We start from the raw sequence: 23,383 nt of genomic DNA, 5'->3' as shown, positions 1-23,383 counted from the left end.
GTCGAAAGGGCCCCCGAGAGGTACTGATGTGTCTTGCGCAATGCGCTTTCTGGACTGTTTTTCCGCGTTCGGGCTGCCGTTGCCGGAATTGTAGTTGGCCCGGCGGGAAACGCGCTCAGTGCGTAAAGTCCACGATCGAGAGGTCGAGCGGCAGGACGGCGGTATGTCTGGAAGGCCCGTCGAGCGGCTGCACGGCGATCGGCTGGCCATCTTCGGTTGCCTTGTCGAATGCCGCGGTCGAGGTCACGCGTTGCGAAGCGCTGAATTCGCGGATGACATAAGGAACGCCATTCGACGCGAGCGGCAGCGGACCATTGCTCACCTGGAAATGCAGATGCGGTTCCGACGAATTGCCCGAGGTGCCCACGCGCCCGAGCATCTGGCCCTCGCGTACGCGCTGCCCCTGCTTCACTTTCAGCGAATGCGGCGCGAGGTGCGCGTAGAGCGCGTAGTTGCCGTGGCCCAGGTCGAGGACGACGTGATTGCCGTCCGCTTCGTCGGCGCGGATGTTGGCGGGCAGGGCGCCCGGCGGGCTGTTGGGCATGCCGTCGACGGCCGCGACGACGACGGCGTTTGCCGCGGCATAAACGGGCTGGCCGTAAATCACGTAGCTTTCCGGCGTTTTGTTGTCGCCCGCACGAATACAGCCTTGCGCGTCGAGTTGTTCCCAGTCGATCGCGAAGCGCTGTCCGTCGAAGAGCTGGCCGTTGATCGGCAAGGTGGCGCGGACATGGCGGATCGAGTCGCAGCAGCCGTCTCCCGCCACGTAGCGGCGGCCCTTCAGCGGCGGCGCGAGCACGAGTGTCGTCGGCGGCTTCACGGCGGCAGGCGCGATCGTTTCGACGAGCGTCTGGCCTTTTAGCGTGACGGTGAGTGCGTGCTTCAGACCGGCCGGGAGGGCGGCGGCGCCGTGCACGAGCACATGCAGATAGAGAATGCCCATTTGCGACGGACCGAGATCGGCGGCGGTCGAGGTCCGCGACGAAGCGATGGACAGGCGCTGGGCGATCTGGGCAGCGTCGAGCGAGGCCAGGGTTCGGCCGCTGCGGGCGTCCACGACGTCGAGGCGGTTCAGCGAGGCGGTTTCGCCCGTGACGTTGACGACGTTGACTTCGTACACCAGATGAAAGAGACCGTCGGAGCCTTTCACGGGGATCGGCAGGTTGTCGATGCTCGCGACGACCGGGGTCACGTTCACCGCGCTCGCCTTCGCCTCGCGCGGCGCAGGCGCCGCGCGAACGGTCGCAATGGCGGACCCTGCGAGGAGGATCGGCAGAATGCCGCAAAGCATCCCTTTCATGCTTGCTCCTTGTTCTTTTCGACTTTCTCCGGTTCATTCTGGTCCATGTGTCCAGACGCAGCGGCCGGCTTGTGTGCGCTACCGCACATTGAACTGCGCTTCGTTTGCCGCATCGGTCCGGTTTATCGTCAAGTTGGCCTTTCGGGGGCGCGGCTTTGGCCTTGCCACCTGGCAGCAGGCGATGGCGTATCTGGACGGGCGCACGATCGGACCGCCCTTCGCCTGGAGTCCCGATCTCGCTCGACGTGCCGGAGGCCAACCCGGCCGCCGTCGCGCTGGCCGAACGCTACGGCATGACGCGCGAATCTGCTTTTTTGTCGCTCGTCGGGTGGTCTTCGGGAAAACCCGCATTCCCTTGCCTGGCGGCGTTTCCACGCCTTTTCCAGCATGCGTTTTTCGCATGCTCGGCTCGACAATTAATCGTTTGTGGCCCTTTTGGGAGGCGCCGATACTGCGCGTAATTCTGGCGGCCCGAGCGCCGCCGCGTACGCGACGAACCGGCACCACACCATGCGATCAGATCACAACTTCATCGACGGGCAATTCGTTTGCGCAGACAGCGAGCGTATCGCCGTCCACAATCCGGCAACGGGCGAGCTCGTCGGCCATGTGAGTGCGGCGAGTGCGGCCGATGCCGCTCGCGCCGTCGAGGCCGCCACCGTGGCACAGCGTGCATGGCGCCGTCTGCCGGCGGCGGAGCGCGGCGCGGCGCTCAACCGCTTCGCAGACGCGATCGAAGCGCGCGCGCCGGCCATCGGCGCGGTGCTGGCCCTCGAATCGGGCAAGAGCGTGGCCGACGCCACGGCCGAGGCGCGCTACGCCGCCGAGATCCTGCGCTACCACGCGCAGTGGGCACGCCGGATCGAAGGCGAAGTGATTCCGAGCGACAGCGCGAACGAAAACCTGATCCTGATGCGCGAGCCTATCGGCGTCGCGGCCTGCCTGATCCCGTTCAATTTCCCGATCTACACGCTGCTGCGCAAGATCGCGCCGGCGCTCATCGCGGGCAACGCCGTGGTCGTGCGGCCGAGCAACAACACGCCGTGCTCGGCGTTCGAAGTGGCGCGCGCCGCCGTCGACGCCGCGCTGCCGGCCGGCCTCGTCAACATCCTCGCGATGGATCACGACACGGCGGCCGTGCTCTGCACGCAGCGCGGCGTGGGCATGATCACGCTCACCGGCAGCGTCGGGGCGGGTCGCAAGGTGCTCGACTACTGCAAGGAAAACATCGCAAAGCCCTCGCTGGAACTGGGCGGCAAAACACCCGCGATCATCGAGGCCGATGCCGATCTCGAAGCCGCCGCGACCGCGATCGTGCGCTCCAAGACCACGCATTGCGGCCAGCTCTGCACGGCCATCGAACGCGTCTATGTGCAACGCGACGTGCACGACCGCTTCGTCGCGCTGCTGCGCGAGAAGATGGCGGCGGTGCGCTTCGGCGACCGCGCGGTGGACGAAACCCGTATGGGCCCGCTCGTGAACGCCCAGGCGCGCGCAAGCGTGCATGCGATGGTGCAGCGCGCGCTGGCGGAAGGCGCCGTGCTGGAAACCGGCGGCACGCTGCCCGAAGGCCCGGGCCACTTTTATCCGCCCACGCTGCTGAGCCAGTGCCGCCAGGACATGGAGATCGTGCAGGAAGAGATCTTCGGACCGGTGCTGCCGGTGCTGGCCTACGACACGCTCGAAGACGCGCTGCGCATGGCGAACGATCACCAGTTCGGCCTGTCCTCGGTGCTCTACACCGAACGCTATCGCACGGCGATGCGCGTGGCCAACGAGATCGAAGCGGGCGAGCTGTACGTGAACCGCACGCCGGCCGATCCGTACCAGGGCTTCCACGCGGGCTGGAAGCGCTCGGGTCTCGGCGGCGACGACGGCAAGCACGGCATGCTCGAATTCACGCAGACCCGACTTGTCGTGATGCCTTTCTAATCGTTCGCTCAACCCGGTTTGGCGAGCGATAGCCGTAAGGGCGCCGGCGGAAACGGCGCCCGTCATTGAAAACGAAGAAAAAGCTTCAAACCGGCACGCGGTGGCGAGGTGATCGCTGCGACGGTGCCGCAAGAGCCGTAGGGAGACAATCTTGCAGAAGTCCGTTGCAAAGCCTTTTGCGGCCGATGCCGCTACATCCAACCCCCTTGGCGCGAGCGCGGCGCAACGCTATGGCCAGCTGTTCCTGCTGGTGCTGGCGGCCGGTGCGATCTACCCGATCCTCTACTTGCGTCAGGTCTATCAGACCACGATGCTCGACGTCTTCCATATCGACAACGAGCAACTGGGCTACCTGTACTCGGTGCTCGGCATCGTGTTCTTCCTCTGCTATCTGCCGAGCGGCTGGCTGGCCGACCGCGTCGCACCGCGCCTGTTGATCTGCTTTTCGCTGATCGGCACGGGCGCGCTGGGTCTGTGGTATTCCACGTCGCCCGCGTTTCCGGTGCTGATGGTGATCTTCTGCTGCTGGGGCCTCACGACCGGTCTCACGTTCTGGGCTTCGGTGCTCAAACGGGTGCGCATGATCGCGGGCGCGAACGAGCAGGGGCGTTTCTTCGGCCTGCTCGACGGCGGTCGCGGACTCGTGGAAGCGCTGCTCGCCACTATCGCGCTGGCGCTCTTCGCCGCAGCGACGAGCGGCGGCCGCGGCGAGGCCGCGGGGCTGCGTCATGTGATCTATCTCTATTCGTTCACCTGCATCGCGCTCGGCGCGTTGATGAGTTTGTTCAAGGATCAGGCCGCACAGGCCGCCGCGAGCGAAGAAGGACAGGCTGAGGACGGCGAAACGCGTAGCTCCCTGTTGCGCGATCTCGCGACACTCGCTTCGATTCCGCAACTGTGGCTCGTCGCGGCCGTGGTGTTCTGCGGCTATCAGATCTTCTGGGCCACCTACAGCTTCTCCGCCTATCTCCAGCAAGGCGAATTGCATATGAGCGTCGTGGCGGCCGGCATGGTCACCACGCTCAAGCTCTGGATGCGCCCGCTCGGCGGCATCGGCGGCGGCTATCTGGGCGACCGCTTCTCGAATGTGCGCGTGCTGATCGTGGCGATGTTTCTCGCGGTGCTCGGGCTGATCGGCCTCATCCTGTTGCCCGCGCTGCGCAATATGGCGCTGCTCGGCGCCGTGGTGCTCTTCATCGGCCTCATGACCTACGCGATCCGCGGGCTCTACTGGACGCTGCTCGACCATTGCGCGATTCCCATGCGCATTACGGGCCTCGCCATCGGCATGGTCTCGCTGATCGGCTACTCGTCGGACATTTTCCTGCCGCTCGTGAACGGCTATATCACGCAGCATTACGCTGGCATGCTGGGTTATCAGATTTACTTCGCCTACGTGGCGGCCATCGGTGCGCTCGGCGGCGTGGCGGCCCTCGCGCTCAAGCGCATGACTCACTCGAAAACGGTTTGAACCATGAAAGTCGTCTCAATGCAAACGCATGTCGTCGCGGTGCCTCCTCCGCACATCGGCGGTATGTACTGGATCTTCGTCACGCTGCAGACCGATTGCGGCATCGAAGGCGTGGGCGAGGTCTATGCCGCCACGTTCCACCCGGACGTGATGGTGCCCGCCATCGCGGACGTCTTCGAGCGCTATCTGCTCAACAAGGATCCGCATCACGTCGAACGCTTCTGGCGCGAAGCCTATTCGAGCGGCTTCACGCAGCGCCCGGATCTCACGATGATGGGCGTCGTGAGCGGCCTTGAAATGGCATGCTGGGACATTATCGGCAAGGCGGCCAACAAGCCGGTATACGAACTGCTGGGCGGCATGGTGAACGAGCGGCTTCGTTCGTACACCTATCTCTACCCGAAGAACGCGAAGGGCGAGTACGACTACGACGATCCCGATCTCGCCGCCGAATGCGCGGTGCAGAACGTGAAGCTCGGCTTCACCGCCGTGAAGTTCGATCCGGCTGGCCCGTATACCGCTTACTCGGGCCATCAGCTTTCGCTCGAAGTGCTCGACCGCTGCGAAGCGTTCTGCCGCAAGGTGCGCGAGGCCGTGGGCAGCAAGGCCGACCTGCTGTTCGGCACGCACGGGCAGATGGTGCCTTCCTCGGCGATCCGGCTGGCGAAGCGGCTGGAGAAGTACGACCCGCTCTGGTTCGAAGAGCCGGTGCCGCCGGGGCAGGAAGAGGCGATGGCCAACGTCGCGCGTCATACGTCGATTCCCATTGCGACCGGCGAGCGCCTCACCACCAAGTACGAGTTCCACAAGCTGCTCGAGGCGGGCGCGGCTTCGATCCTGCAGATGAACGTGGGCCGCGTGGGTGGGCTGCTGGAAGCAAAGAAGATCGCGAGTCTCGCCGAAGTGCATTACGCGCAGATCGCGCCGCACCTCTACAACGGCCCCGTGGGTGCGGCGGCGAGCATCCAGCTCGCGGCCTGCACGCCGAACTTCCTGATTCAGGAAAGCATCGGCACTTGGGGTGGTTTCCACGCGGAAGTGCTCAAGCAGCCGATCCGCTGGGAAGAGGGCTACATCATTCCGTCGAAGGCACCGGGTCTCGGCGTCGAACTCAACATGGACGTCGTGCGCGCGCATACGCCTTACACGGCAAAGCGCCTGCACCTGCAGATGGCGGACAAACCGGCCGACGTGCGCGACACGTCGCCGGCGCGCGGCTGAAGCAAGGAACATAGCGATGAACTACGACTACATCATCGTCGGCGCCGGGTCGGCGGGCTGCATTCTCGCCGAGCGGCTTTCGGCCTCGGGCCAGCACTCCGTGCTGCTGCTCGAAGCGGGCGGACCGGACAAATCGTTCTGGTTCAAGATCCCCATCGGTTTTGCGAAGCTGTACTACAACACCGTCTATAACTGGATGTATTACAGCGAGCCGGAGCCCGAGCTGGCGGACCGCAAGATCTATTGCCCGCGCGGCAAGGTGCAGGGCGGATCCGGGTCGATCAACGCGATGATCTACGTGCGCGGCGCCCAGCGCGACTACGACGACTGGGCGGCTGCCGGCAATCCGGGCTGGTCGTACCGCGACGTGCTGCCGTATTTCCGCAAGCTCGAATCGCATCCGCTGGGCAATACGCAATGGCACGGCGCGGACGGCCCCGTGCGCATCACGCCGATGAAAGACGGCGCGCATCCGATCTGCGAGACCTTTATCGAAGGCGCCCAGCAGCTGGGGTACGAGCGCAACGAGGATTTCAACGGTGCGCGCCTCGAAGGCGTGGGCATCTACGATGTGAACACGCGCAACGGCCGCCGCGATTCGAGCAGCGTGGCTTATCTGCATCGCGCGGGGCATCGCCCGAATCTCACGATCGAGCATCATGCGTACGCCACGCGCGTGCTGTTCGATGCGACGCATCGTGCGACCGGCGTAGAGATCGAGCAGCAGGGCAAGCAGCGCACGTTCCATGCGAACCGCGAGGTGATCGTTGCCGCGGGCGCGGTGGATTCGCCGAAGCTGCTGCAACTCTCGGGCGTGGGCCCGCGTGCGCTGCTGGATCGGCATGGCATCGGTCTCGTGCATGAACTGCCGGCGGTCGGGCAGAACCTGCAGGACCACCTGTGCGTGAGCTTCTACTATCGCGCGCGCGTGAAAACGCTCAACGATGCGTTCGGCAGCTGGGCTGGCAAGCTCAAGTTCGGCCTGCAATATCTGCTGACCCGCAAGGGCCCGCTTTCGATGAGCGTGAACCAGTCGGGTGGCTTCTTCCGCACGAATCCGGAAGAGGCGCAGCCGAACATCCAGCTTTACTTCAATCCGCTCTCGTACCGGATTCCGAAGTCGAACCGCGCCTCGCTCACGCCGGAACCGTATTCGGGCTTCCTGATTGCCTACAACCCGTGCCGGCCCACGAGCCGCGGGTCGGTCGAGATCGCATCGGCACGCGTGGAAGATGCGCCGCTCATTCGCGGCAACTATCTCTCGACGCAAAAGGATCGCGACGAGGTGATGCAGGGCGGCCGCCTCGTACGCCAGATCATGCAGGCGAAGGCACTCAAGGACGTCACAGTGGAAGAGGTATCGCCTGCCAGGGCCGTCACCGACGACGCGAGCATGCTGCAATACTTCCGCGAGCAAAGCGGCTCGATCTACCACCTGTGCGGGACTTGCGCGATGGGCCCCGATCCGCAGACGGCCGTGGTCGATGCGCGCCTGCGCGTGCACGGCATTGAAGGGTTGCGCGTGGTCGATGCCTCGATCTTCCCGAACATCACCTCGGGCAACACCAACGCGGCGGCGATGATGGTCGCGGAAAAGGGGGCGGCGATGATCCTCGAAGACGCGGAGCAGGGTGAAAACCCGGCCTTGCGCCGGGCGGTGCGCGCCGGCACTCAGCGGGCGGCGGCAATCTCGTCCTGAAGCCATTGCCGGAACAGCTGGAGCGGTTTCGACGTCCGCTGTTCCGGCCGCACCACGAACCAGTACGACTGGCGTCCGTCCACGTGCACGGCGTTGACGGGCGCCAGTTTGCCTTCGGCCAGTTCGCGGCCGATCATGTTGCGGTCGGCAATCGTCACGCCCAGACCTTCGACGGCGGCGTTGATCGCATGGTCGAGCAGATCGAACTCGTAGCCGCCCGAGGTATCCACGCCCTCGATGCGGGCGGCGTCCAGCCAGTGGCGCCAGGTCAGATAACGCTGGTTCTCGCCGGCCAGAACGTGAAGCAATGTTTCTTCCGCGAGATCGAGCGGGCCGCGGGCGAGCAGCGCCGGCGCGCAGACCGCAATATGCTCCTCATGCATCAGCAGGGAGCTTTCCAGCCCTTCCCATTCGCCATCGCCAAAGCGGATCGCGCAGTCGAGCGCGGTCGAATCGGCGAGGCTGTCCTGCAGGCGGGTGGTCACGCTCAGTTCCAGCGAGGGGTGCCGCGCGTGCAGTTTCGCGAGGCGCGGCACGAGCCAGCGGCTCGCGAAGGTGGGCGGTACGTTCACCCGCAGGCGGTTGAGGTCGCTCTTCTGCTGGATCGTGCGCACGGTCAGCTCGATACGGTCGAACGACTGCTGGAGCGTGCGCAGCAGCGCGCGGCCCGCTTCGGTCAGTTCGAGCCGGTGGTGGTGACGCTCGAGCAGCGTTTCGCCCAGTTGCTCCTCCAACTGGCGCACCTGGCGGCTTACGGCGCTCTGCGTCACGTTCAACTGCTCCGCGGCGCGGGTGAAGCTGCCGCTCGTGCCTGCGGCTTCGAACGCCTTGAGGGCGTTCAGCGCGGGCATCTTACGCTTCAATTTCATCTCCTTTGTCGACCCGAGTTGGCGCTTTAACGCTGACTCGGGTCCCATGCTGCGCTGCGGGTGAGGCCGTCCAGAGACGGCACCTCATGCGAAGCGCGCAGTATACCAGGGAGAGAAGCACGCACCGTGGCGGCAAGGGAGTGGCGTGGTCGAGGTGCCATTCAAACCCTCGCTTGGGCGCGGGAAAGCGTTGCAAGCCCCACCGTCACGGCGAGTGCGAACACGTAGAGGCCGCCGGCGCCCAGAAAGCGCATGAAGAGCGAGCCGATCGTCGGGCCGGCCGCGCCGCCGATGGAGAAGACGAGCAGGAGCGTCGCGCTGGTTTTCACGCGCGCGGATTGATCGACGCGATCGTTGACGTCGGAGACGATCACGCCGTAGAGCGTGAACGTCAGCGCCACGTAAAGAAACAGCACGCAATCGACGAGGAGCGGCGTGCGCACCACGATCAGCGCGGCGGCGAGCACGGCGGCCGCGACCGATACGAGGCCCTGGGTGGCGCGCCGGCCGATCCGGTCGGAGAGCTTGCCCACCGGCCATTGCGAAAGCAGCGCGCCGATCAGCACGATGCCCATGGCGTGCGAAATGTCGGCAGCCGGAAAACCGATGCGCTCGAGATAGACGGGCGTGAGTGCATAGAACGCGCTGGAGAGGAGGCCAGCGCCGATGCAGGCCGGCACGCTGCGAGGGGCGGCGCGCTTGAGTTCGCTCAGACCGTCGAGGAGCAGCGCAGGGCGCTTGGGGGTCGCGAGCGGCGAGGCGGCCGCACCCTGGGGCGACGAGAGCGGTACTTGCCAGTCGCCGATCAGGGCGACGGGAATCAGGGCGCCCACGAAGAGCGCATTGACGAAGATCCGTTCGAAATCGCTGGCGCCTGCGCCGTCGGTCGTGGTCCAGCCGAGCAGGAACTGCCCGACGCTCACGCCCAGATAGGTCAGCACGAGATAGAGCGCGAACGCCTGCCCGCGCCGCGCGTTCGGGACCGCGCCGTTCACGCCGCTTTCGATCGAGGTGAACACGCCCACCATGCTGAAGCCGGTCACGAGCCGCAGCACGGCCCAGGCACCGGGCGTATCGAACGACAGATAACCGAGCGCCGCGAGCGCGGTGAGCGCGGAAAAACCGATGAACGCGCGCTGCGAACCGATGCGCGCGACAAGAGGGCCGAGACCGAGCGCCCCCCCGATATAACCGAGGTAGTAGCAGGACTGAACGAGGCCCACGTCGAGCGCGGAACGCTCGACGTGCAGCATCCTCAGCGACACCAGCGTGGTCAACAGGCTGTTGCCGCAAATCAGGAGCGTATAGCCGCTGAGCAGCCCGATCAGCGACCGCATGCGACGGTTTAGTGCGGTACGCCGGCGCGGCGTTCGACGAAGCGGCTCACGTAGTCGTCGGCGGGGCGATGCAGGATGTCGTCGGGCGTGCCGCACTGGATCAGGCGGCCGTCACGCAGGATCGCGATCTGGTTGCCGATGCGCAGCGCTTCGTCGAGGTCATGCGTGATGAACACGATCGTTTTCTTGAGCGAGGTCTGCAGTTCGAGCAACTGGTCCTGCATTTCGGTGCGGATCAGCGGGTCGAGCGCCGAGAAGGCTTCGTCCATCAACAGCACATCGGTATCCGCGGCCAGCGCCCGGGCGAGGCCCACGCGCTGGCGCATGCCGCCCGAGAGCTCGTCGGGATAGTGGTTCGCGTAGCCCGCGAGGCCCACCTTGCCGAGCCATTCGCGTGCCTTCTCGTGCGCGACATCCTTCTTCTCGCCGCGCGTGACGAGCGCATAGGCCGCGTTGCTCAACACCGTCTGGTGCGGCAGGAGTCCGAAGCTCTGGAACACCATGCTCACGCCGTAACGGCGCAATTCGCGCAGCCCGCTTTCGGAGAGTTTGAGCACGTCCTTGCCGTCGATCAGGATCTCGCCGACGGTCGGCTCGATGAGCCGGTTGAAGTGGCGCACGAGCGTGGACTTGCCCGAGCCCGAGAGGCCCATGATCACGAAGATCTGGCCCGAGCCGATAGACAGGCTCACGTCGTTCAGGCCGACGTTGCAGCGCGTCGTGTCGAGCACTTCGGCCTTGGTGGCGCCGCTGCGCAGCATGGCGAGCGCCCGCTCGCCCGCTTCGCGCGTGCCGAAGATCTTGTACACGTGTTTGACTTCGATGCCGCTCATGTTCGTTACCTCGATGCTGTGTTGGTGCTGCGCGAGTTTGCCGCTTCGTTTGTGCAGAACCCGCGCATACGCATTCACTTCGCGGGCTGGCCGCTCAGGTCGCCGGTCTTCGCGTCGTCCGCGCTTTCGGCACGGGCACGCCGGAACGGAATGCGCGACGGCTGCTTCTGGTTGCGCGAGAGCCGTCGCGTGCGGCGTCCCTGGCCGTAGCCCTGACTGATGCGGTCGATCACGATGGCGAGAATCACGATCGCGATACCGGCCTGCATGCCCTTGCCCACGTCGAGCGTCTGGATGCCCGCAAGCACGTCTTCGCCGAGGCCGCGCGAGCCGATCATCGAAGCGATCACGACCATGGAGAGCGCCATCATCGTGGTCTGGTTGATACCGGCCATGATGCTCGGACGTGCGAGCGGCAACTGCACCTGGAACAGCAACTGCGAGCGCGTGGTGCCGAAGGCGCGGGCCGCTTCGACGATCTCGCCGTCCACGTGACGGATGCCCAGATCGGTGAGGCGGATGAGCGGCGGCAGCGCATAGACGACGGTGGCGAGAATCGCCGGCACCTTGCCGAGACCGAACAGCATCAGCACCGGAATCAGGTACACGAAGCTCGGCAGCGTCTGCATGACGTCGAGCACCGGCAGCAGGATGCGCCGCAGCGTGCTGCTGGACGCCGCGAGAATGCCGATGGGCACCCCCAGCGCAACGGAAATGAGCGTGGAGACGAGCATCAGCGCGAAAGTCTGCATGAGCTTGTCCCACAGCCCGAAGCAGCCGATCAGGTAGAGCAGGCCCACGAACAGGAGCGCCACGCCGATGCGGCGCGAGGCGTGCCAGCCGAGCAGGCCGACGGCGAGCAGCACGGCCCAGACGGGCGTGGCGCGCAGCAGGCTTTCGAGCGGCACGAGAATGTAGCGCAGCATCAGCACGCTGAAGTTGTGGAAGGCGTCGCCGTACTGCTGCACGAACGCGGTGACCTGGTCGTTGACCCAGTCGGCGATGGAGAGGTGAAGGAAGGGGGATCCCATGGTGAGCCTCATTCTGCGTAAGTCAGGTGCCGCTTGGCGGGATTACCGCAGTGTTCCGGCAAGAGTGCCGCCGTGTTTCGCTAGGTGCGCAGGCCTGCCTGCACGCGCGCCGCGACTTCCGGGCTCACCCATTGCTTCCAGATTTCCGGGTGCTGCTCGAAGAACGTGTGCGCGACCGTGGATGCGTCGAGTTTCTTGTCGTGCATCTGCTGGACCAGTTGCTCGTCGAGCGTGAGCGGCAGGCTGATCTTGCCGAAGAACGCCACGGCGTCGGGTTGCGCCTCGTAGAACGGTGTCGAGACTGCCACCGTGAGGTGCGAGACCTTGAACGCGGAGGCGCAGGGTGTGCCCTTCGGATCGGCGATGGTGCTCCAGCAGGCGTCGCTGTATGGCGCGCCTTCTAGCTGCACGAAATGGTACTTCGCCATCAGGCCCGCGGGTTGCCAGTAATAGAACAGAATGGGCTTGCCGCGCTCGTAGGCGGATGCCACGGCGGCGTCGAGACCGGCACCGGTGCCGGGGCGGAAATTCGTATAGTCGTCGCCGAGCTTGTAGGCGTCGAGCAGGCGGTTGTTGAAGCGCTCGCAGTCCCAGCCCGAGGGACAGTTGTAGAAGCGGCCCTTGCCCGGCTCTTCGTCGTCGGCGAAGAGATTCTTGTACTGCGGCAACTGCGAGATCGAGCGCAACTGCGGCGCGATCGGCTTGATGCCGCGAGCCGGGTCGCCGTGGATCATATAGTCGGGGACATACCAGCCTTCGCGGTCGCCGCCGGGGATCAGTTCGCCCACGAGCTTCACGCTGCCGTCCTTCATGCCGCGCGCGATGATCGGGCTGCGGCCGGTCCAGTGCTCGGCCCAGACTTGCAGGTCGCCGTTGGCGAGAGCGGTTTCGGTGGCGGCGGTGGCGCCGGGCACGACCTCCGTCTTGCAGCCGTAGCCCTTTTCGAGCACGGTGCGGACCATTTCGGTCATCAGCGCGCCGCTTTCCCAGGTGATCTGGGCGAGCTTCACGGTTTTGCCTGCGCCACACCAGTCGGGTGCGGCGGCAAAACTGCTGGTCGCGGCACAGGTGAGTGCGAGCGCAGCGGCGAGGCGGGCGCCTGCCAGCTTCATACTATTCATATTGTCTCCTGTCGACGAGCGTTGGCGCTTTAACGCCTACTCTCGTCCCATGCATTGCTCCGTTACGGATGCCTTGCGTCGGGTCGTCAGGTATTGCCTGAGCCCGGCGTTCAATTCACGCGAACAGAGTCTAGCGGCAGGGTTTCGGGTTGCGAAGCCACGAATAGTCATTGAAGCATTACCTGTTCTCATGCCACGCAGAACGCCTCTCGCGGCGATGAATGCGCCTCATGCCCCCATGAGATTTCGTAGCTTTTGTGTGCGTGACGCTTGTGCTGGAATTCGTCTCGACATGCACGCCACAGCGCGGAATTCGTGATTCCCGTGTGACGTTGCGGTGCACAACAACCCGCTGTTGAAATTTTTTATAGGACCGGAGTAGGCGCTCAAGCGCCAACTCCGGATCGACACAGGAGACGGAGTCAGACATGAAAGCTTTGGAAGTCTATATCGGCGAGGGTTTCGCGGGACCAGGCGTAAACGCTGCCCATATCAACATCATGATCGGTCCGCGCAACGGCCCGGTGGGCCAGGCGTTCACGAACAGTCTGTCTTCGCCCTCGCAAGGCCACGTGCCTTTCATGGTGGTCGCGCAGCCGAACGTGCCCGTCAAGCCGGTCACGCTCTACGTGAACAAGGCGGACATTCGCGGCGACCTGCACGGCAACGCCACGTGGGGCGCTTCGCAGGCGGCGATCGCGAAAGCGGTGACCGAGGCGATGCTGGACGGCACGCTGCCGCCCGAAGCGGAGAACGAATGGTGCATCGTCACGGCGAACTGGGTGAACTGGGCCTGCGACGATCTCGACGCGGTGTACGAGAACAACTACACGGCGTGCAAGACGGCGATCCACGCTGCGATGAACGGCCTGCCGAAGCTCGACAAGCTCGCCGAAGTGCGCGACCAGATCAGTAATCCTTTCTATACGCCCAAGGCCCGCGCGGCTTGACCCAGACATCACGACAGGTGACCGCAATGCAATACGTACAACTGGGACGCTCCGGCCTGAAGGTGTCGCGTCTATGCCTCGGCACGATGAACATGGGCACGCCGGACTGGAAACCGTGGATTTATAACGAAGAGCAGAGCGAGCCGATCGTGCGCCGTGCGCTCGAAGCCGGCGTGAACTTCATCGACCTCGCCGACTTCTATTCGACGGGCGTGGGCGAAGAAGTGGTCGGACGCATCGTGCGCCGCATCGCGAAGCGCGACGAACTCGTGCTCACGACCAAGGTGGGCTACCCCATCGGCAATGGCGTGAACAACCAGGGCCATTCGCGCAAGCACATCATGGACGGTATCGACGGATCGCTGCGCCGTCTGCAGACGGACTACGTCGATATCTACATGCTGCATTACTTCGATGTGAACACACCCGTCGAAGAAACCATGGATGCGTTGAACGACATCGTCCGCGCGGGCAAGGCACGCTATATCGGTGTGTCGACGATGTTCACGTGGCAGTTCGCGAAGATCCTGCAGGCCTGCGAGCGTCACGGCTTCGCGCGGCCCATCAACATGCAGCTGCAGTTGAATTGCGCATATCGCGAGGAAGAGCGCGAGATGATCCCGTTCTGTCTTGACCAGGGCGTGGGCGTTTCGGTGTTCAGCCCGCTCGCGCGCGGCCTGCTCTCCGGCGACGCGAAGTCGGTGCGCAACCAGACCGACTTCTTCACCGTGCAGATGTACGACGATGAAGCCTCGCGCGACATCGCGCGCTCGGTGGCCGAGGTGGCGAACGCGCGCGGCGTGTCGAGCGCGCAAATCGCCCAGGCATGGGTGCTCGGGCACAGCGGCGTTTCGTCGATGCTGGTGGGCGCGGACACGGTCGCGCAGTTCGAAGGCGCACTCGCCGCGCTGGAGACGAAGCTCGACGCCGACGAACTGTATGAACTCGAGCGCAACTACACACCGTGCGACGTCATCAACGACTACGTGACCGCACGCATTCCGCGGGTGTCGCGTCCGGCACGCCGCCTGGAGATCGCAGCATGATCGAGGGACTCAAGGACAGTGCGCTCTGGCGCACGTCGAACTATATCGACGGCGAATGGGTCGGGAGCGAAGCGACCTATCCGGTGGTCGATCCGGCGAGCGGCGAACCGTTGGCACAAATGGCTCGCGCGGGTGGGCGCGAAACGCTGCAGGCGGTGGCGGCTGCGTCGCACGCGTTTCCTGCCTGGCGCGACGCCACGGCCGGCGAGCGCAGCGCGAAGGTGCGCCGCTGGGGCGAGCTGATGCTCGAACATCGCGAAGACCTCGCGCGCATCATGACCGCCGAGCAGGGCAAGCCGTACGCAGAGGCGCTGGGCGAAGTGGCCTATGCGGCGAGCTTCCTCACGTGGTTCGCCGAAGAAGCGAAGCGTGCCTACGGCGACGTGATTCCGGCGCCGAAGAAGGGCGCGCGCGTTGTCGTGACGAAGGAACCGGTGGGCGTGGTCGGCGCGATCACGCCGTGGAATTTCCCGCTTGCGATGGTCACGCGCAAGGCCGGTCCCGCACTTGCCGCAGGCTGCACGATGGTGCTCAAGCCTTCCGAGGAGACGCCGCTTTCGGCCTTCGCGCTCGCCGTGCTGGCCGAGCGTGCAGGCATTGCGCGCGGCGTGTTCAATGTGGTGTCCGGCGATGCGCCGGCTATCGGCGACACGCTGATGGCTTCGAAAGCCGTGCGCAAGATCTCGTTTACGGGGTCGACGCGCGTGGGCAAGCTGCTCATGCGCGCGGCGGCGGACAGCGTCAAGAAGGTTTCGCTCGAACTGGGCGGCAACGCGCCGTTCATCGTGTTCGACGACGCCGATCTCGATGCGGCCGTGGAGGGCGCCATGGCCTCGAAATTCCGCAACACGGGTCAGACCTGCGTATGCGTGAACCGTTTTTATGTGCAGGCCGGCGTGCATGACGCTTTCGTGGCCAGGCTCGTGAAAGCGGTGGAGGGGTTGCGCGTTTCGAACGGCATGGAGGCGGGCGCCACTCAGGGGCCGCTCATCAACCGCGCCGCGCTGCACAAGGTGGAAGCGCACGTGAGCGACGCGAAGGACAAGGGCGGCACGGTGGTGTGCGGCGGCCGTCCGCATGCGCTGGGCGGCACGTTCTACGAACCCACGGTGATCACCGGCGCGCACGGCGGCATGATGCTCGCGCACGAGGAAACCTTTGGTCCGGTGGCAGCGGTGTTCCGTTTCGAAACGGAAGAGGAAGCGATCCGCGCGGCCAACGACACCGACTATGGGCTCTCGGCGTACTTCTACGCGCGCGACATCGGCCGTGTCTGGCGTGTGGCGACGGCGCTGGAAAGCGGCATGGTGGGCATCAACGAAGGCATTCTTTCGACCGAGGTCGCGCCGTTTGGTGGCGTCAAGGAGTCGGGTCTGGGCCGTGAAGGTTCGAAGTACGGGCTCGACGAATACCTCGAGACGAAGTACATGATGATGGGCGGTCTTGGCTGATCGCCTGGTCTTGTAGTCAGGTTGCAGAGTTGGTTGAGGCCGCCGCGCGAAAGCGTGGCGGCTTTTTTTATTTCCGGCGCTGGTCCAACCCGGGAGCGACCCGGTGGTTGTCGGCGAATAGGCCGGGTTGCTCCCCCCGGGGATCCGGCCGGCCTTCCTATATGATGGCCGTTTAACGTAGCGGAATTGCCTCCATGCAAGTGCTAGTCGACGCCGACGCGTGTCCCGTCGTCATCAAGGACATGTTGTTTCGGGCCGCGCGCCGTACCGAGGTGCCGGTGACGCTGGTCGCGAACCAGTATTTGCGCACGCCGCCCTCTCCGTTCATCAAGTCGATTCAGGTGCCGGCGGGCTTCGACGTGGCCGATGCCCGCATCGTCGAAATGGCGGTGTCGGGCGACCTGGTGATTACCGCGGATATACCGCTTGCTGCCGCGGCACTCGAAAAGGGCGCGCACGTGCTCGATCCGCGTGGCAACTGGCTCACGAAAGACAATATCCAGGAGCGCCTGACGGTGCGCGACGTGATGGATCAACTGCGCAACGCCGGCATCGATACGGGCGGGCCGGCTCCGTTCAGCCCGCGCGACAGCAAGGCATTTGCCGGCGAGCTCGACCGCTTTCTTGCCCGCCACGGTGCCACCCGGCGCGGAGCGGGCTGAGGGCTCAATGCGCGAAGCTACTGCCGATTTGCGCGGCGAGGCTTGCACGTAGCGCATTTCGCCGGCGCCGCATCGCGTTGCCGCTATCGTTCCACGCGTACGCGGGAGGATGCGGCAGCAGGAACCAGCCGTTCCAGCGCGCGGCCGCTCCGCATTCGCGCGACAGCGCGTCGTAGTCGGCACGGACACGGCGCTTGCGCAGGCAATAGCGCCAGCTCTCGTAGATATGGCTGCGCTTCGCGACGATGACTGTTCCGTGCGCTCCCATCCCAGCCGCCACGCACTGGGCGAGATAGATCGCCAGCACCTTCGGCCGCAACCCGTGCCAGCGTTTCGTCAGGGCGCGAAACAGTTCGCGTCCGTTGGCCGGCGAGTCGGGACCCTGGACCGATCCCACGCACAGGCGCGCCCGCTCGATCTTGCCGCCGAGGCAGGCCATGCTGAACGTGCACGACACCACGCGCCGCCCCGCCATGTCGCGAATGCAGAGCGTCCAGTCGCCTTCCATCTGAAACTGGTCGAGCGATTCGAGCGTCACCTCCCACTGCTCGGCGCTCACGGCGAACCGGGCGATCACCGTGGAGCCTTCGTGGGCAATGCGTTGCGCGATGCTCGGCGCATGCCTGAGACTCCACGCCTGATGATAGAGACTCACTGCGATCCGGTCGTACGAGCCGAAGGCTTTGTGAAGGAACGGCCGATGGGGCCGTTCGAGCGCCCGCGGATGGCGCATGACGATCTCCCGCAGGGGCGAGCTCGAACAGCGGCGCAGCCAGACGACGGTAGGGTGCCAGCAGGCGAGCGAGCGCAGCCACAGCCGCGTGCGACGCCACCGGTGAAAGAGCGTCGCGCCCGGATAGAGCGTCCGCCCGGCCCGGTGGATCATCGAAAGCGACAGGAAGAAGTCCGCGAGCCACGGAAGCCGTATGCCGAGTTTGCCGATGATCTGGGCCATGGGCGTCATCCCTTGCGATATTGCAACGGGCCGGATGCTAGCGCTCGGGGCGGCCGGGAATTGTCGAGTTCGGTGCGAAATTGTGCAGTTTTGTAGCGCGGGGCCTTTCCCCGCAGGCGATGCGCGTCAGGCGGCAACGGGCGGCGATGGATTCTGACAGGGCACCGGGTATGATGGCGGCTGCGCGCGGCCCTGATGCTGCGCTCGAACGACCTTCAACGCTTAACGACTCACCCATGGCTTCCCGGATCCTGCTCGTCGAAGACGACAACCGCCTGTCTGCCCTCGTGGCGGGCTATCTTCGCAAGCACGGCTACGACGTCGACGTCGTGCTGCGCGGCGGCGATGCGGTGCCGGCCATCCTGCAGCGCCGACCGGATCTCGTGATTCTCGACGTGAACCTGCCGGACAAGGACGGCTTCCAGATCTGCCGCGAAGCGCGCGAGCACTACGATGGCGTGGTCATCATGGTGACGGCGCGCGACGAGCCGTTCGACGAACTCCTGGGGCTCGAGTTTGGCGCGGACGATTACGTGCACAAGCCCGTCGAGCCGCGCATCCTGCTGGCGCGGATCCGGGCGCAACTGCGCCGCGTGACCGGGCGGAACGTCGAGCCTTTGAGCCTGCCCGAAAGCTATGTGTTCGGAAGGTTTTCGATCAACCGCGCGAGCCGTGCGGTTAACCTGCCGGACGGCAGTGTGCCGGAGCTGACGTCGGCCGAGTTCGACCTGCTCTGGATCCTCGCGCGTCACGCCGGCGAAGTGGTGAGCCGCGACGATCTGATGCGCGAGCTCCGCGGCGTGGAGTTCGATGGCCTGGACCGGACGATCGATGCCGGGATTTCGAAGCTGCGCCGCAAGCTGCAGGACGACGCAGGGCATCCGCAGCGAATCAAGACCGTGCGGGGCAAGGGATACCAGTTCAGCAAGATCGACTGGGAATGAGCACAAGGGGCGTCGGATTTTCGCCACGGACCGATCCGGCTCAGCGTTTTTCCGGCTAGACAAAACTCTACATTTCCGGGCAAAACTCGACAGCCATGCCGGGCATGACGTGCGTACCATGCGAGCTTTATCGCCGCTGCTACCCGTTTCATGCACATTTCCACCGACGCTTCTCACCGCCATGCAGTGCTGATGATCCACGGCCTCGGTGGGACGCGCCACGACTTCGGATCGCTAGGCAAGAAGCTGGAGGACAGCGGCTACGACGTGTTCCTGCCATCGTTGCCCGGTCACGGCTCCACGCCGGACGAACTCAACAGCGTTAGCCTCGCCGACTATATGCAGGCGCTCGAGCGCACCTACCGGGAACTGGTCGGCCGCTATGCGCGCGTCGATGTCGCCGGTATTTCGATGGGCGCGCTGCTCGCGCTGATGCTCTGCGCGCGCAAGCGGATGACGAACGGCTCCCTGATTCTGCTGTCTCCGCCGCTTTTCCTCGATGGCTGGGCCGGTTCGCCTTTGCAACCGCTGCGCCATCTGCTCTACCGCATTCCGGTCCTGCGCCGGCTGATCCGCGTTCCCGAGCGCGAACCGTTCGGCATCAAGAATGCGCGCATCCGCAACCTGATCCGGCGGCATCTGGGCAAGGGCAGTGCCGTGCACTACCCCTACGTGCCGCTTGCGGCGATCGCCCAGGTCGATCGGATGCGCGTGAAAGTGAAGAACATGCTGCACCGGATTGCCTGCCCGACGCTCGTGGTGCATTCGGAATACGACGAGGTGACGAGCATTCGTTCCGCCGAATTCATCTGCGAACACATCGGCACGCCCGACGTGACCTTGGTGCGCCTCACCGACAGCTATCATATGATTACGCTCGACAACGAGCGCGACACCGTGGCCGCCCAGACGCTGGAGTTCGTCGCGCGTCGATGCGCGGACGCAACCGCCCGGGCCGCTGGTGCTTCGGTCCCGGCAGGTTCGGTGTAGCGATCGGCCATGGTGTTCGATCTTCAAATCAGCCATGCGAAAACTGACCTGCTACCGCTACTGCAAACTCCGCCTGCTCCGTTTCCGGCGTTCCTGGACCGATACGCGGGCAGACCGGGCGCCAAGCTGGTCGCGTCTTTACCTGCGGTTCTATCTGCGCCTGCTCGTGCTGGTGTTCGCGGTGACCGCGGTGCCGCTGCTGGGCCTTTGCGTCGCGCTCGGGGCGCACACTGTCTGGTACGCGCGCCACGCGCTACCTGGCGGACTCTCGCTGGTGGTGCTGGCGATGTTCGGCATACCGGCGCTGGCGGCCTACACCTGGATACGGCCCATCTGGGTGGACCTCGTGATGGTCCGCGAACGCGCGATTGATTTCACGGGTGGGCGCTTCAACACGCGTGCCCGCGAATCGCACAGCGTGATCATCGGCCCGCTCGCGCGTACGCTGAATGCCCTTGCCGAACGAATGGAGCGTTTGATCGCGGCGCAGCGCGAACTGACCAACGGCATCTCGCACGAACTTCGCACGCCGCTTGCGCGCGTGCGCTTCGCGCTGGAGATTCTGCGCACGCCGGACTCGGCCACCGAGTACGAAAGCGCGCTGGCCGGTATCGACCAGGATGTGACGGAACTGGACGAACTGATCGACATGAGCCTGACCTATGCCCGGCTCGAGTACAGCTCGCTGCAGTCGAACCTCGAACCCACGGTGCTTGCCACCTGGTTCGACAGCCAGGTGAAGGACGCGACGCTGCTTTACGCGAACCACGACATCGTCTCGACGGTCGAGATCGACCGGACCTTGCGCGTGACGATGGACAGGCGCCTGATGTCTTACGCCATGCGCAATCTTCTGCGTAATGCCAGCAAGTACGCGCGGGAGCGGATCGTGGTCGGCCTCGCGATACGACACGGGAACGTGCAGATTTTCGTCGAGGACGACGGGCCGGGCGTGCCGCCCGAGGAGCGCGAGCGCATCTTCGAAGCGTTCGTGCGGCTCGACCGGAATACCGGGGGCTATGGGCTCGGTCTTGCGATCACGCGACAGGTGCTGCGCGCGCACAACGGCCGGATCGTCGTAACGGACCCCATCTCGCTTGGCGGCGCCCATTTCGAAATCAGCTGGCCCATGAATTGAGCGCGCGGAATGACGCGCGTCGCTCGCTCAATAGGTGTGACCCAGCTGGAAATAGAGGTTGTAGCGGCCGCCCGGCGCAAATGCCGCGCCCACATAAACGGGACCGAATGAGGTGGTCACGCTGCTGAAGAAGGTGACGCTGCGTTTGAGCGGCCCCTTCGAGGTAGGGAGCAGCAGGTCGCTGTTCCAGACGTTGCCCACTTCGAGGCTGATACCGGCGAACAGGCCATGAATTACCGACGCGTCGAAGGTTGCGAGCTGGTTCATATAGGTGACCTGACCATAGAGCAGCGTGTTGCCGGCCAGTTCGTCCTCGGCATAGGCCGACAAATGCTGGAATCCGCCCAGCGTGAATCCGAACGGATCGACATAGTTCGTGCCGCCGAAGTCGTTGCCCGCCTCGATGCTCGCACTCAGCGTGTGCCGGCCGAAACTGGCCGCGACCAACCCTTTGCCGTAGACCTCCGTGAAGTAGTCGCTGCCGGCGAAGAGCGAGCGATCGACGCGCAGGTCGGCGAAATAGCCTTTGCGCGGGAAGAGCGGATCGTCGAGCTGGTCGATGACGAGGCGCGCGTGTGCACTGATCTGCCGTCCGTAGAAACTGTCGAATTCGCTGGTTCCGTCGTCGAGCGGGAAGTTGTAGACGGGAGACGCGTAACCGTGCTCGTACGCCACGCCAACCCGGAAATCGCCGTAGTGCGACAGTGGCACGCCGAGATCGACGCCGGCCCGTTCGGTCTGAAGGTGGTATTGCGTGACCCGGTAGTTGGTGTCCGGCAGATAGATGTTGACGTAGCGGCGCTCGTAATCGACGAACGGCGCGATGTAGTAGCCAAATTTATCCGAGAGCGGCTGACGCAATTCGCCGTACAGGCTGATGAGGTCGCTGCCGATCGTGCTGTCGATCCGGCCTTCGAGCCCGGAATCGGTGAGCCAGGGGCGCCGATAGCCCACGTGCATGCGGAAGTTGCCCTCGTCGGCCGAACTACTCGAGAGGCCGAGACCAAAGAGCAGGAAATTGGGCCCCCAGGACTTCTCCCGTGCGTCGATCACGAGCGTGTGCGTATCGCCGTCGCCGATCAGTTGCTGCGTCACGCTTTCGAAGTCGCCGGCCGTGGCGAGCGACGTCAGATCGCGATTCACCGCGGCCGGATCGTAGATATCGCCGGCGTGCACGTGAAGGGCGTCCAGAATGCGCTTCTCCGGCATGCGTCCCGGCGCCGTGACGACGACGCGCGTAATGCGAACCGGTGCCGTGTCGTGCGTGCTGTGGGCGGCCCGGTATGCCGCATACTGGTCGGGCGGCAGCGCCAGATGGCGCAGCGCGGGCAGCGCCGCGCGCGCGGCGGCTTCTCCGGCTGCGATTGCCTGATTCGCGTTGGCGAAGTCGGTGAAACTGAGCGAGCCCAAGGCGGGTTCGATCAGCACGTCGCCCGGCTCGAGCTGCTTGCGTTGCAGGGCGACGTTCTGGTGGATCAGGATGCCGATCATCTGCTGCGCGACATCGGCAGGCGAGGCGAGCGCATCGAGCGGACGGAGCGGGGAGCCGATGTCCACGGCAATGACCACGTTGGCGCCCATGTCGCGCGCCGTTTCGATCGGCAGATTGCTGACGAGACCTCCATCGACGAGCGTGCGGCCATCCACCTCCGCCGGCGCGAACAGGCCGGGCAGCGCCATGCTGGCGCGAATGGCCAGCGGCAGCGAGCCTTGCTGGAGCACGACTTCCTGGCCGGTGCGCAGATCGGTGGCAATCGCGCGAAAAGGGATCGGCAACTGGTCGAACGGCTGGCTGACCGGCACGGCCGAAGTCCATTCCCGCAGCAGTGCCTGGAGCCGGTTGCCCTGAACGAGGCCGGCCGGGAGCCGGAAGCCGTGCTCGCCGAAGCCGAACGAGAGGTTTCCCACGTAAAGGCGTTCGTCCTCACGGCGCGATTGCGGGAGGTCCTGGCGTGCCGTCACGTCGAAAGCGATATCCGCGAGATTGACGGATTCGAGCCGGTTCAGCATTTCATCGGCGTTCATACCGCTGGCATACAGACCGCCTACGACAGCGCCCATGCTGGTCGCCGCAATGCAGTCGACCGGAATGCGATTTTCTTCCAGTACCTTCAGCACCCCGATGTGCGCGTAGCCCCGCGCGCCGCCGCCTGAAAGCACAAGTCCGATCGACGGGCGATGAGGATCGCCGCCTGTCACCGCGCATGCGGTGTCCGCGGCGAAGGCACGTGATGTCAAGACCGTGCAGCCAAGCAGCACCAGCGTCGTCAACGGCCGGGATGCAAGCAATCTGGAAGTTATTCTGTTTGCCAGGGTGGGTCGGTTTGCGATCTCGCCCATTTGACATGTAATTTGGTCAGTATTCTCGGCGCGTAGTTTAACTTGATTGATTGAGGCGGTAGGGGTTTTATTGGACTCAATATAGACGCCTCA

General features: G+C 64.8%; 19 protein-coding genes. 11 read left to right on the top strand and 8 right to left on the bottom strand.

What is annotated here, in order from left to right:
* Positions 1-115: 115 nt before the first annotated feature.
* Positions 116-1,300: a M23 family metallopeptidase gene (locus U5760_RS16785; protein WP_322013324.1), complete on the bottom strand. Its 1,185-nt coding sequence runs from the start codon at positions 1,298-1,300 to the stop codon at positions 116-118.
* Positions 1,301-1,810: 510 nt separating this feature from the next.
* Here U5760_RS16785 and aldA point away from each other — a divergent pair.
* From aldA to U5760_RS16765, 4 genes are all read left to right on the top strand, one after another.
* Positions 1,811-3,232, top strand: a complete 1,422-nt coding sequence (aldA, locus tag U5760_RS16780; RefSeq protein ID WP_322013323.1) for an aldehyde dehydrogenase — start codon at positions 1,811-1,813, stop codon at positions 3,230-3,232.
* A gap of 151 nt (positions 3,233-3,383) precedes the next feature.
* The gene (locus U5760_RS16775; RefSeq protein WP_322013321.1) at positions 3,384-4,703 is read left to right on the top strand and encodes an MFS transporter; all 1,320 of its coding nucleotides are present in this window, start codon (positions 3,384-3,386) and stop codon (positions 4,701-4,703) included.
* Between the two features lie 3 nt (positions 4,704-4,706).
* Positions 4,707-5,924: a mandelate racemase/muconate lactonizing enzyme family protein gene (locus U5760_RS16770; RefSeq protein ID WP_322013319.1), complete on the top strand. Its 1,218-nt coding sequence runs from the start codon at positions 4,707-4,709 to the stop codon at positions 5,922-5,924.
* A gap of 16 nt (positions 5,925-5,940) precedes the next feature.
* Complete coding sequence (locus U5760_RS16765; RefSeq protein WP_322013318.1) at positions 5,941-7,623, top strand: choline dehydrogenase; 1,683 nt, start codon at positions 5,941-5,943, stop codon at positions 7,621-7,623.
* On the opposite strand, the gene U5760_RS16760 is transcribed toward U5760_RS16765, so the two are convergent.
* From U5760_RS16760 to U5760_RS16740, 5 genes are all read right to left on the bottom strand, one after another.
* Positions 7,596-8,474 (bottom strand): LysR substrate-binding domain-containing protein, encoded by an 879-nt coding sequence (locus tag U5760_RS16760; protein WP_322013595.1) that lies wholly within the window; start codon positions 8,472-8,474, stop codon positions 7,596-7,598. The genes U5760_RS16765 and U5760_RS16760 overlap by 28 nt on opposite strands.
* Positions 8,475-8,653: 179 nt before the next feature.
* Positions 8,654-9,829 carry an MFS transporter gene (locus U5760_RS16755; RefSeq protein ID WP_322013316.1) on the bottom strand — a complete coding sequence of 392 codons (1,176 nt, stop codon included), beginning with the start codon at positions 9,827-9,829 and terminating at the stop codon, positions 8,654-8,656.
* Between the two features lie 8 nt (positions 9,830-9,837).
* Positions 9,838-10,662: a betaine/proline/choline family ABC transporter ATP-binding protein gene (locus tag U5760_RS16750; RefSeq protein WP_322013314.1), complete on the bottom strand. Its 825-nt coding sequence runs from the start codon at positions 10,660-10,662 to the stop codon at positions 9,838-9,840.
* A 74-nt stretch (positions 10,663-10,736) separates the two neighbouring features.
* Positions 10,737-11,693 carry a proline/glycine betaine ABC transporter permease gene (locus tag U5760_RS16745; RefSeq protein WP_322013313.1) on the bottom strand — a complete coding sequence of 319 codons (957 nt, stop codon included), beginning with the start codon at positions 11,691-11,693 and terminating at the stop codon, positions 10,737-10,739.
* A gap of 80 nt (positions 11,694-11,773) precedes the next feature.
* Positions 11,774-12,814: an ABC transporter substrate-binding protein gene (locus tag U5760_RS16740; RefSeq protein ID WP_322013311.1), complete on the bottom strand. Its 1,041-nt coding sequence runs from the start codon at positions 12,812-12,814 to the stop codon at positions 11,774-11,776.
* 428 nt (positions 12,815-13,242) lie between these two features.
* On the opposite strand from U5760_RS16740, the gene fae reads away from it, so the two are divergent.
* The 4 genes from fae (at position 13,243) to U5760_RS16720 (ending at position 16,923) form a co-directional block, all read left to right on the top strand.
* A complete protein-coding gene (gene fae / locus U5760_RS16735) occupies positions 13,243-13,764 on the top strand; it encodes a formaldehyde-activating enzyme (protein ID WP_322013309.1) in 522 nt (173 codons plus the stop codon).
* Positions 13,765-13,790: 26 nt separating this feature from the next.
* The gene (locus tag U5760_RS16730; protein ID WP_322013307.1) at positions 13,791-14,810 is read left to right on the top strand and encodes an aldo/keto reductase; all 1,020 of its coding nucleotides are present in this window, start codon (positions 13,791-13,793) and stop codon (positions 14,808-14,810) included.
* Positions 14,807-16,261 carry an NAD-dependent succinate-semialdehyde dehydrogenase gene (locus tag U5760_RS16725; RefSeq protein WP_322013306.1) on the top strand — a complete coding sequence of 485 codons (1,455 nt, stop codon included), beginning with the start codon at positions 14,807-14,809 and terminating at the stop codon, positions 16,259-16,261. Before U5760_RS16730 ends, U5760_RS16725 begins: the two co-directional genes overlap by 4 nt.
* 194 nt (positions 16,262-16,455) lie before the next feature.
* A complete protein-coding gene (locus U5760_RS16720) occupies positions 16,456-16,923 on the top strand; it encodes a YaiI/YqxD family protein (protein WP_322013304.1) in 468 nt (155 codons plus the stop codon).
* 4 nt (positions 16,924-16,927) lie between these two features.
* On the opposite strand, the gene U5760_RS16715 is transcribed toward U5760_RS16720, so the two are convergent.
* On the bottom strand, positions 16,928-17,878 hold the full coding sequence (locus U5760_RS16715) for a DUF535 family protein (protein ID WP_322013302.1): 951 nt from the start codon (positions 17,876-17,878) through the stop codon (positions 16,928-16,930).
* Between the two features lie 236 nt (positions 17,879-18,114).
* Here U5760_RS16715 and U5760_RS16710 point away from each other — a divergent pair, with 236 nt between their 5' ends.
* The 3 genes from U5760_RS16710 (at position 18,115) to U5760_RS16700 (ending at position 20,950) form a co-directional block, all read left to right on the top strand.
* Entirely contained in the window at positions 18,115-18,822 is a 708-nt protein-coding gene (locus tag U5760_RS16710) for a winged helix-turn-helix domain-containing protein (RefSeq protein WP_322013300.1), read from the top strand.
* A gap of 150 nt (positions 18,823-18,972) precedes the next feature.
* Positions 18,973-19,812 carry an alpha/beta hydrolase gene (locus tag U5760_RS16705; RefSeq protein WP_322013298.1) on the top strand — a complete coding sequence of 280 codons (840 nt, stop codon included), beginning with the start codon at positions 18,973-18,975 and terminating at the stop codon, positions 19,810-19,812.
* Between the two features lie 34 nt (positions 19,813-19,846).
* On the top strand, positions 19,847-20,950 hold the full coding sequence (locus U5760_RS16700) for an ATP-binding protein (protein ID WP_322013296.1): 1,104 nt from the start codon (positions 19,847-19,849) through the stop codon (positions 20,948-20,950).
* Between the two features lie 27 nt (positions 20,951-20,977).
* Here the strand turns inward: U5760_RS16700 and U5760_RS16695 are convergent, their stop codons facing one another.
* Entirely contained in the window at positions 20,978-23,290 is a 2,313-nt protein-coding gene (locus U5760_RS16695) for a patatin-like phospholipase family protein (RefSeq protein WP_415914118.1), read from the bottom strand.
* Positions 23,291-23,383 lie beyond the last annotated feature (93 nt).

Origin of the sequence: Paraburkholderia sp. J12 (assembly GCF_905220215.1) — a bacterium.
Classification (GTDB): Bacteria; Pseudomonadota; Gammaproteobacteria; order Burkholderiales; family Burkholderiaceae; genus Paraburkholderia.
This window is presented reverse-complemented; position numbering and strand designations above follow the sequence as displayed.

Coding starts and splice junctions, on each gene's coding strand:
- U5760_RS16785 (WP_322013324.1), bottom strand. CDS start 1,300: ATGAAAGGGATGCTTTGCGGCATTCTGCCGATCCTCCTCGCAGGGTCC.
- aldA (WP_322013323.1), top strand. CDS start 1,811: ATGCGATCAGATCACAACTTCATCGACGGGCAATTCGTTTGCGCAGAC.
- U5760_RS16770 (WP_322013319.1), top strand. CDS start 4,707: ATGAAAGTCGTCTCAATGCAAACGCATGTCGTCGCGGTGCCTCCTCCG.
- U5760_RS16765 (WP_322013318.1), top strand. CDS start 5,941: ATGAACTACGACTACATCATCGTCGGCGCCGGGTCGGCGGGCTGCATT.
- U5760_RS16760 (WP_322013595.1), bottom strand. CDS start 8,474: ATGCCCGCGCTGAACGCCCTCAAGGCGTTCGAAGCCGCAGGCACGAGC.
- U5760_RS16755 (WP_322013316.1), bottom strand. CDS start 9,829: ATGCGGTCGCTGATCGGGCTGCTCAGCGGCTATACGCTCCTGATTTGC.
- U5760_RS16750 (WP_322013314.1), bottom strand. CDS start 10,662: ATGAGCGGCATCGAAGTCAAACACGTGTACAAGATCTTCGGCACGCGC.
- U5760_RS16745 (WP_322013313.1), bottom strand. CDS start 11,693: ATGGGATCCCCCTTCCTTCACCTCTCCATCGCCGACTGGGTCAACGAC.
- U5760_RS16740 (WP_322013311.1), bottom strand. CDS start 12,814: ATGAATAGTATGAAGCTGGCAGGCGCCCGCCTCGCCGCTGCGCTCGCA.
- fae (WP_322013309.1), top strand. CDS start 13,243: ATGAAAGCTTTGGAAGTCTATATCGGCGAGGGTTTCGCGGGACCAGGC.
- U5760_RS16730 (WP_322013307.1), top strand. CDS start 13,791: ATGCAATACGTACAACTGGGACGCTCCGGCCTGAAGGTGTCGCGTCTA.
- U5760_RS16725 (WP_322013306.1), top strand. CDS start 14,807: ATGATCGAGGGACTCAAGGACAGTGCGCTCTGGCGCACGTCGAACTAT.
- U5760_RS16720 (WP_322013304.1), top strand. CDS start 16,456: ATGCAAGTGCTAGTCGACGCCGACGCGTGTCCCGTCGTCATCAAGGAC.
- U5760_RS16715 (WP_322013302.1), bottom strand. CDS start 17,878: ATGGCCCAGATCATCGGCAAACTCGGCATACGGCTTCCGTGGCTCGCG.
- U5760_RS16710 (WP_322013300.1), top strand. CDS start 18,115: ATGGCTTCCCGGATCCTGCTCGTCGAAGACGACAACCGCCTGTCTGCC.
- U5760_RS16705 (WP_322013298.1), top strand. CDS start 18,973: ATGCACATTTCCACCGACGCTTCTCACCGCCATGCAGTGCTGATGATC.
- U5760_RS16700 (WP_322013296.1), top strand. CDS start 19,847: ATGCGAAAACTGACCTGCTACCGCTACTGCAAACTCCGCCTGCTCCGT.
- U5760_RS16695 (WP_415914118.1), bottom strand. CDS start 23,290: ATGGGCGAGATCGCAAACCGACCCACCCTGGCAAACAGAATAACTTCC.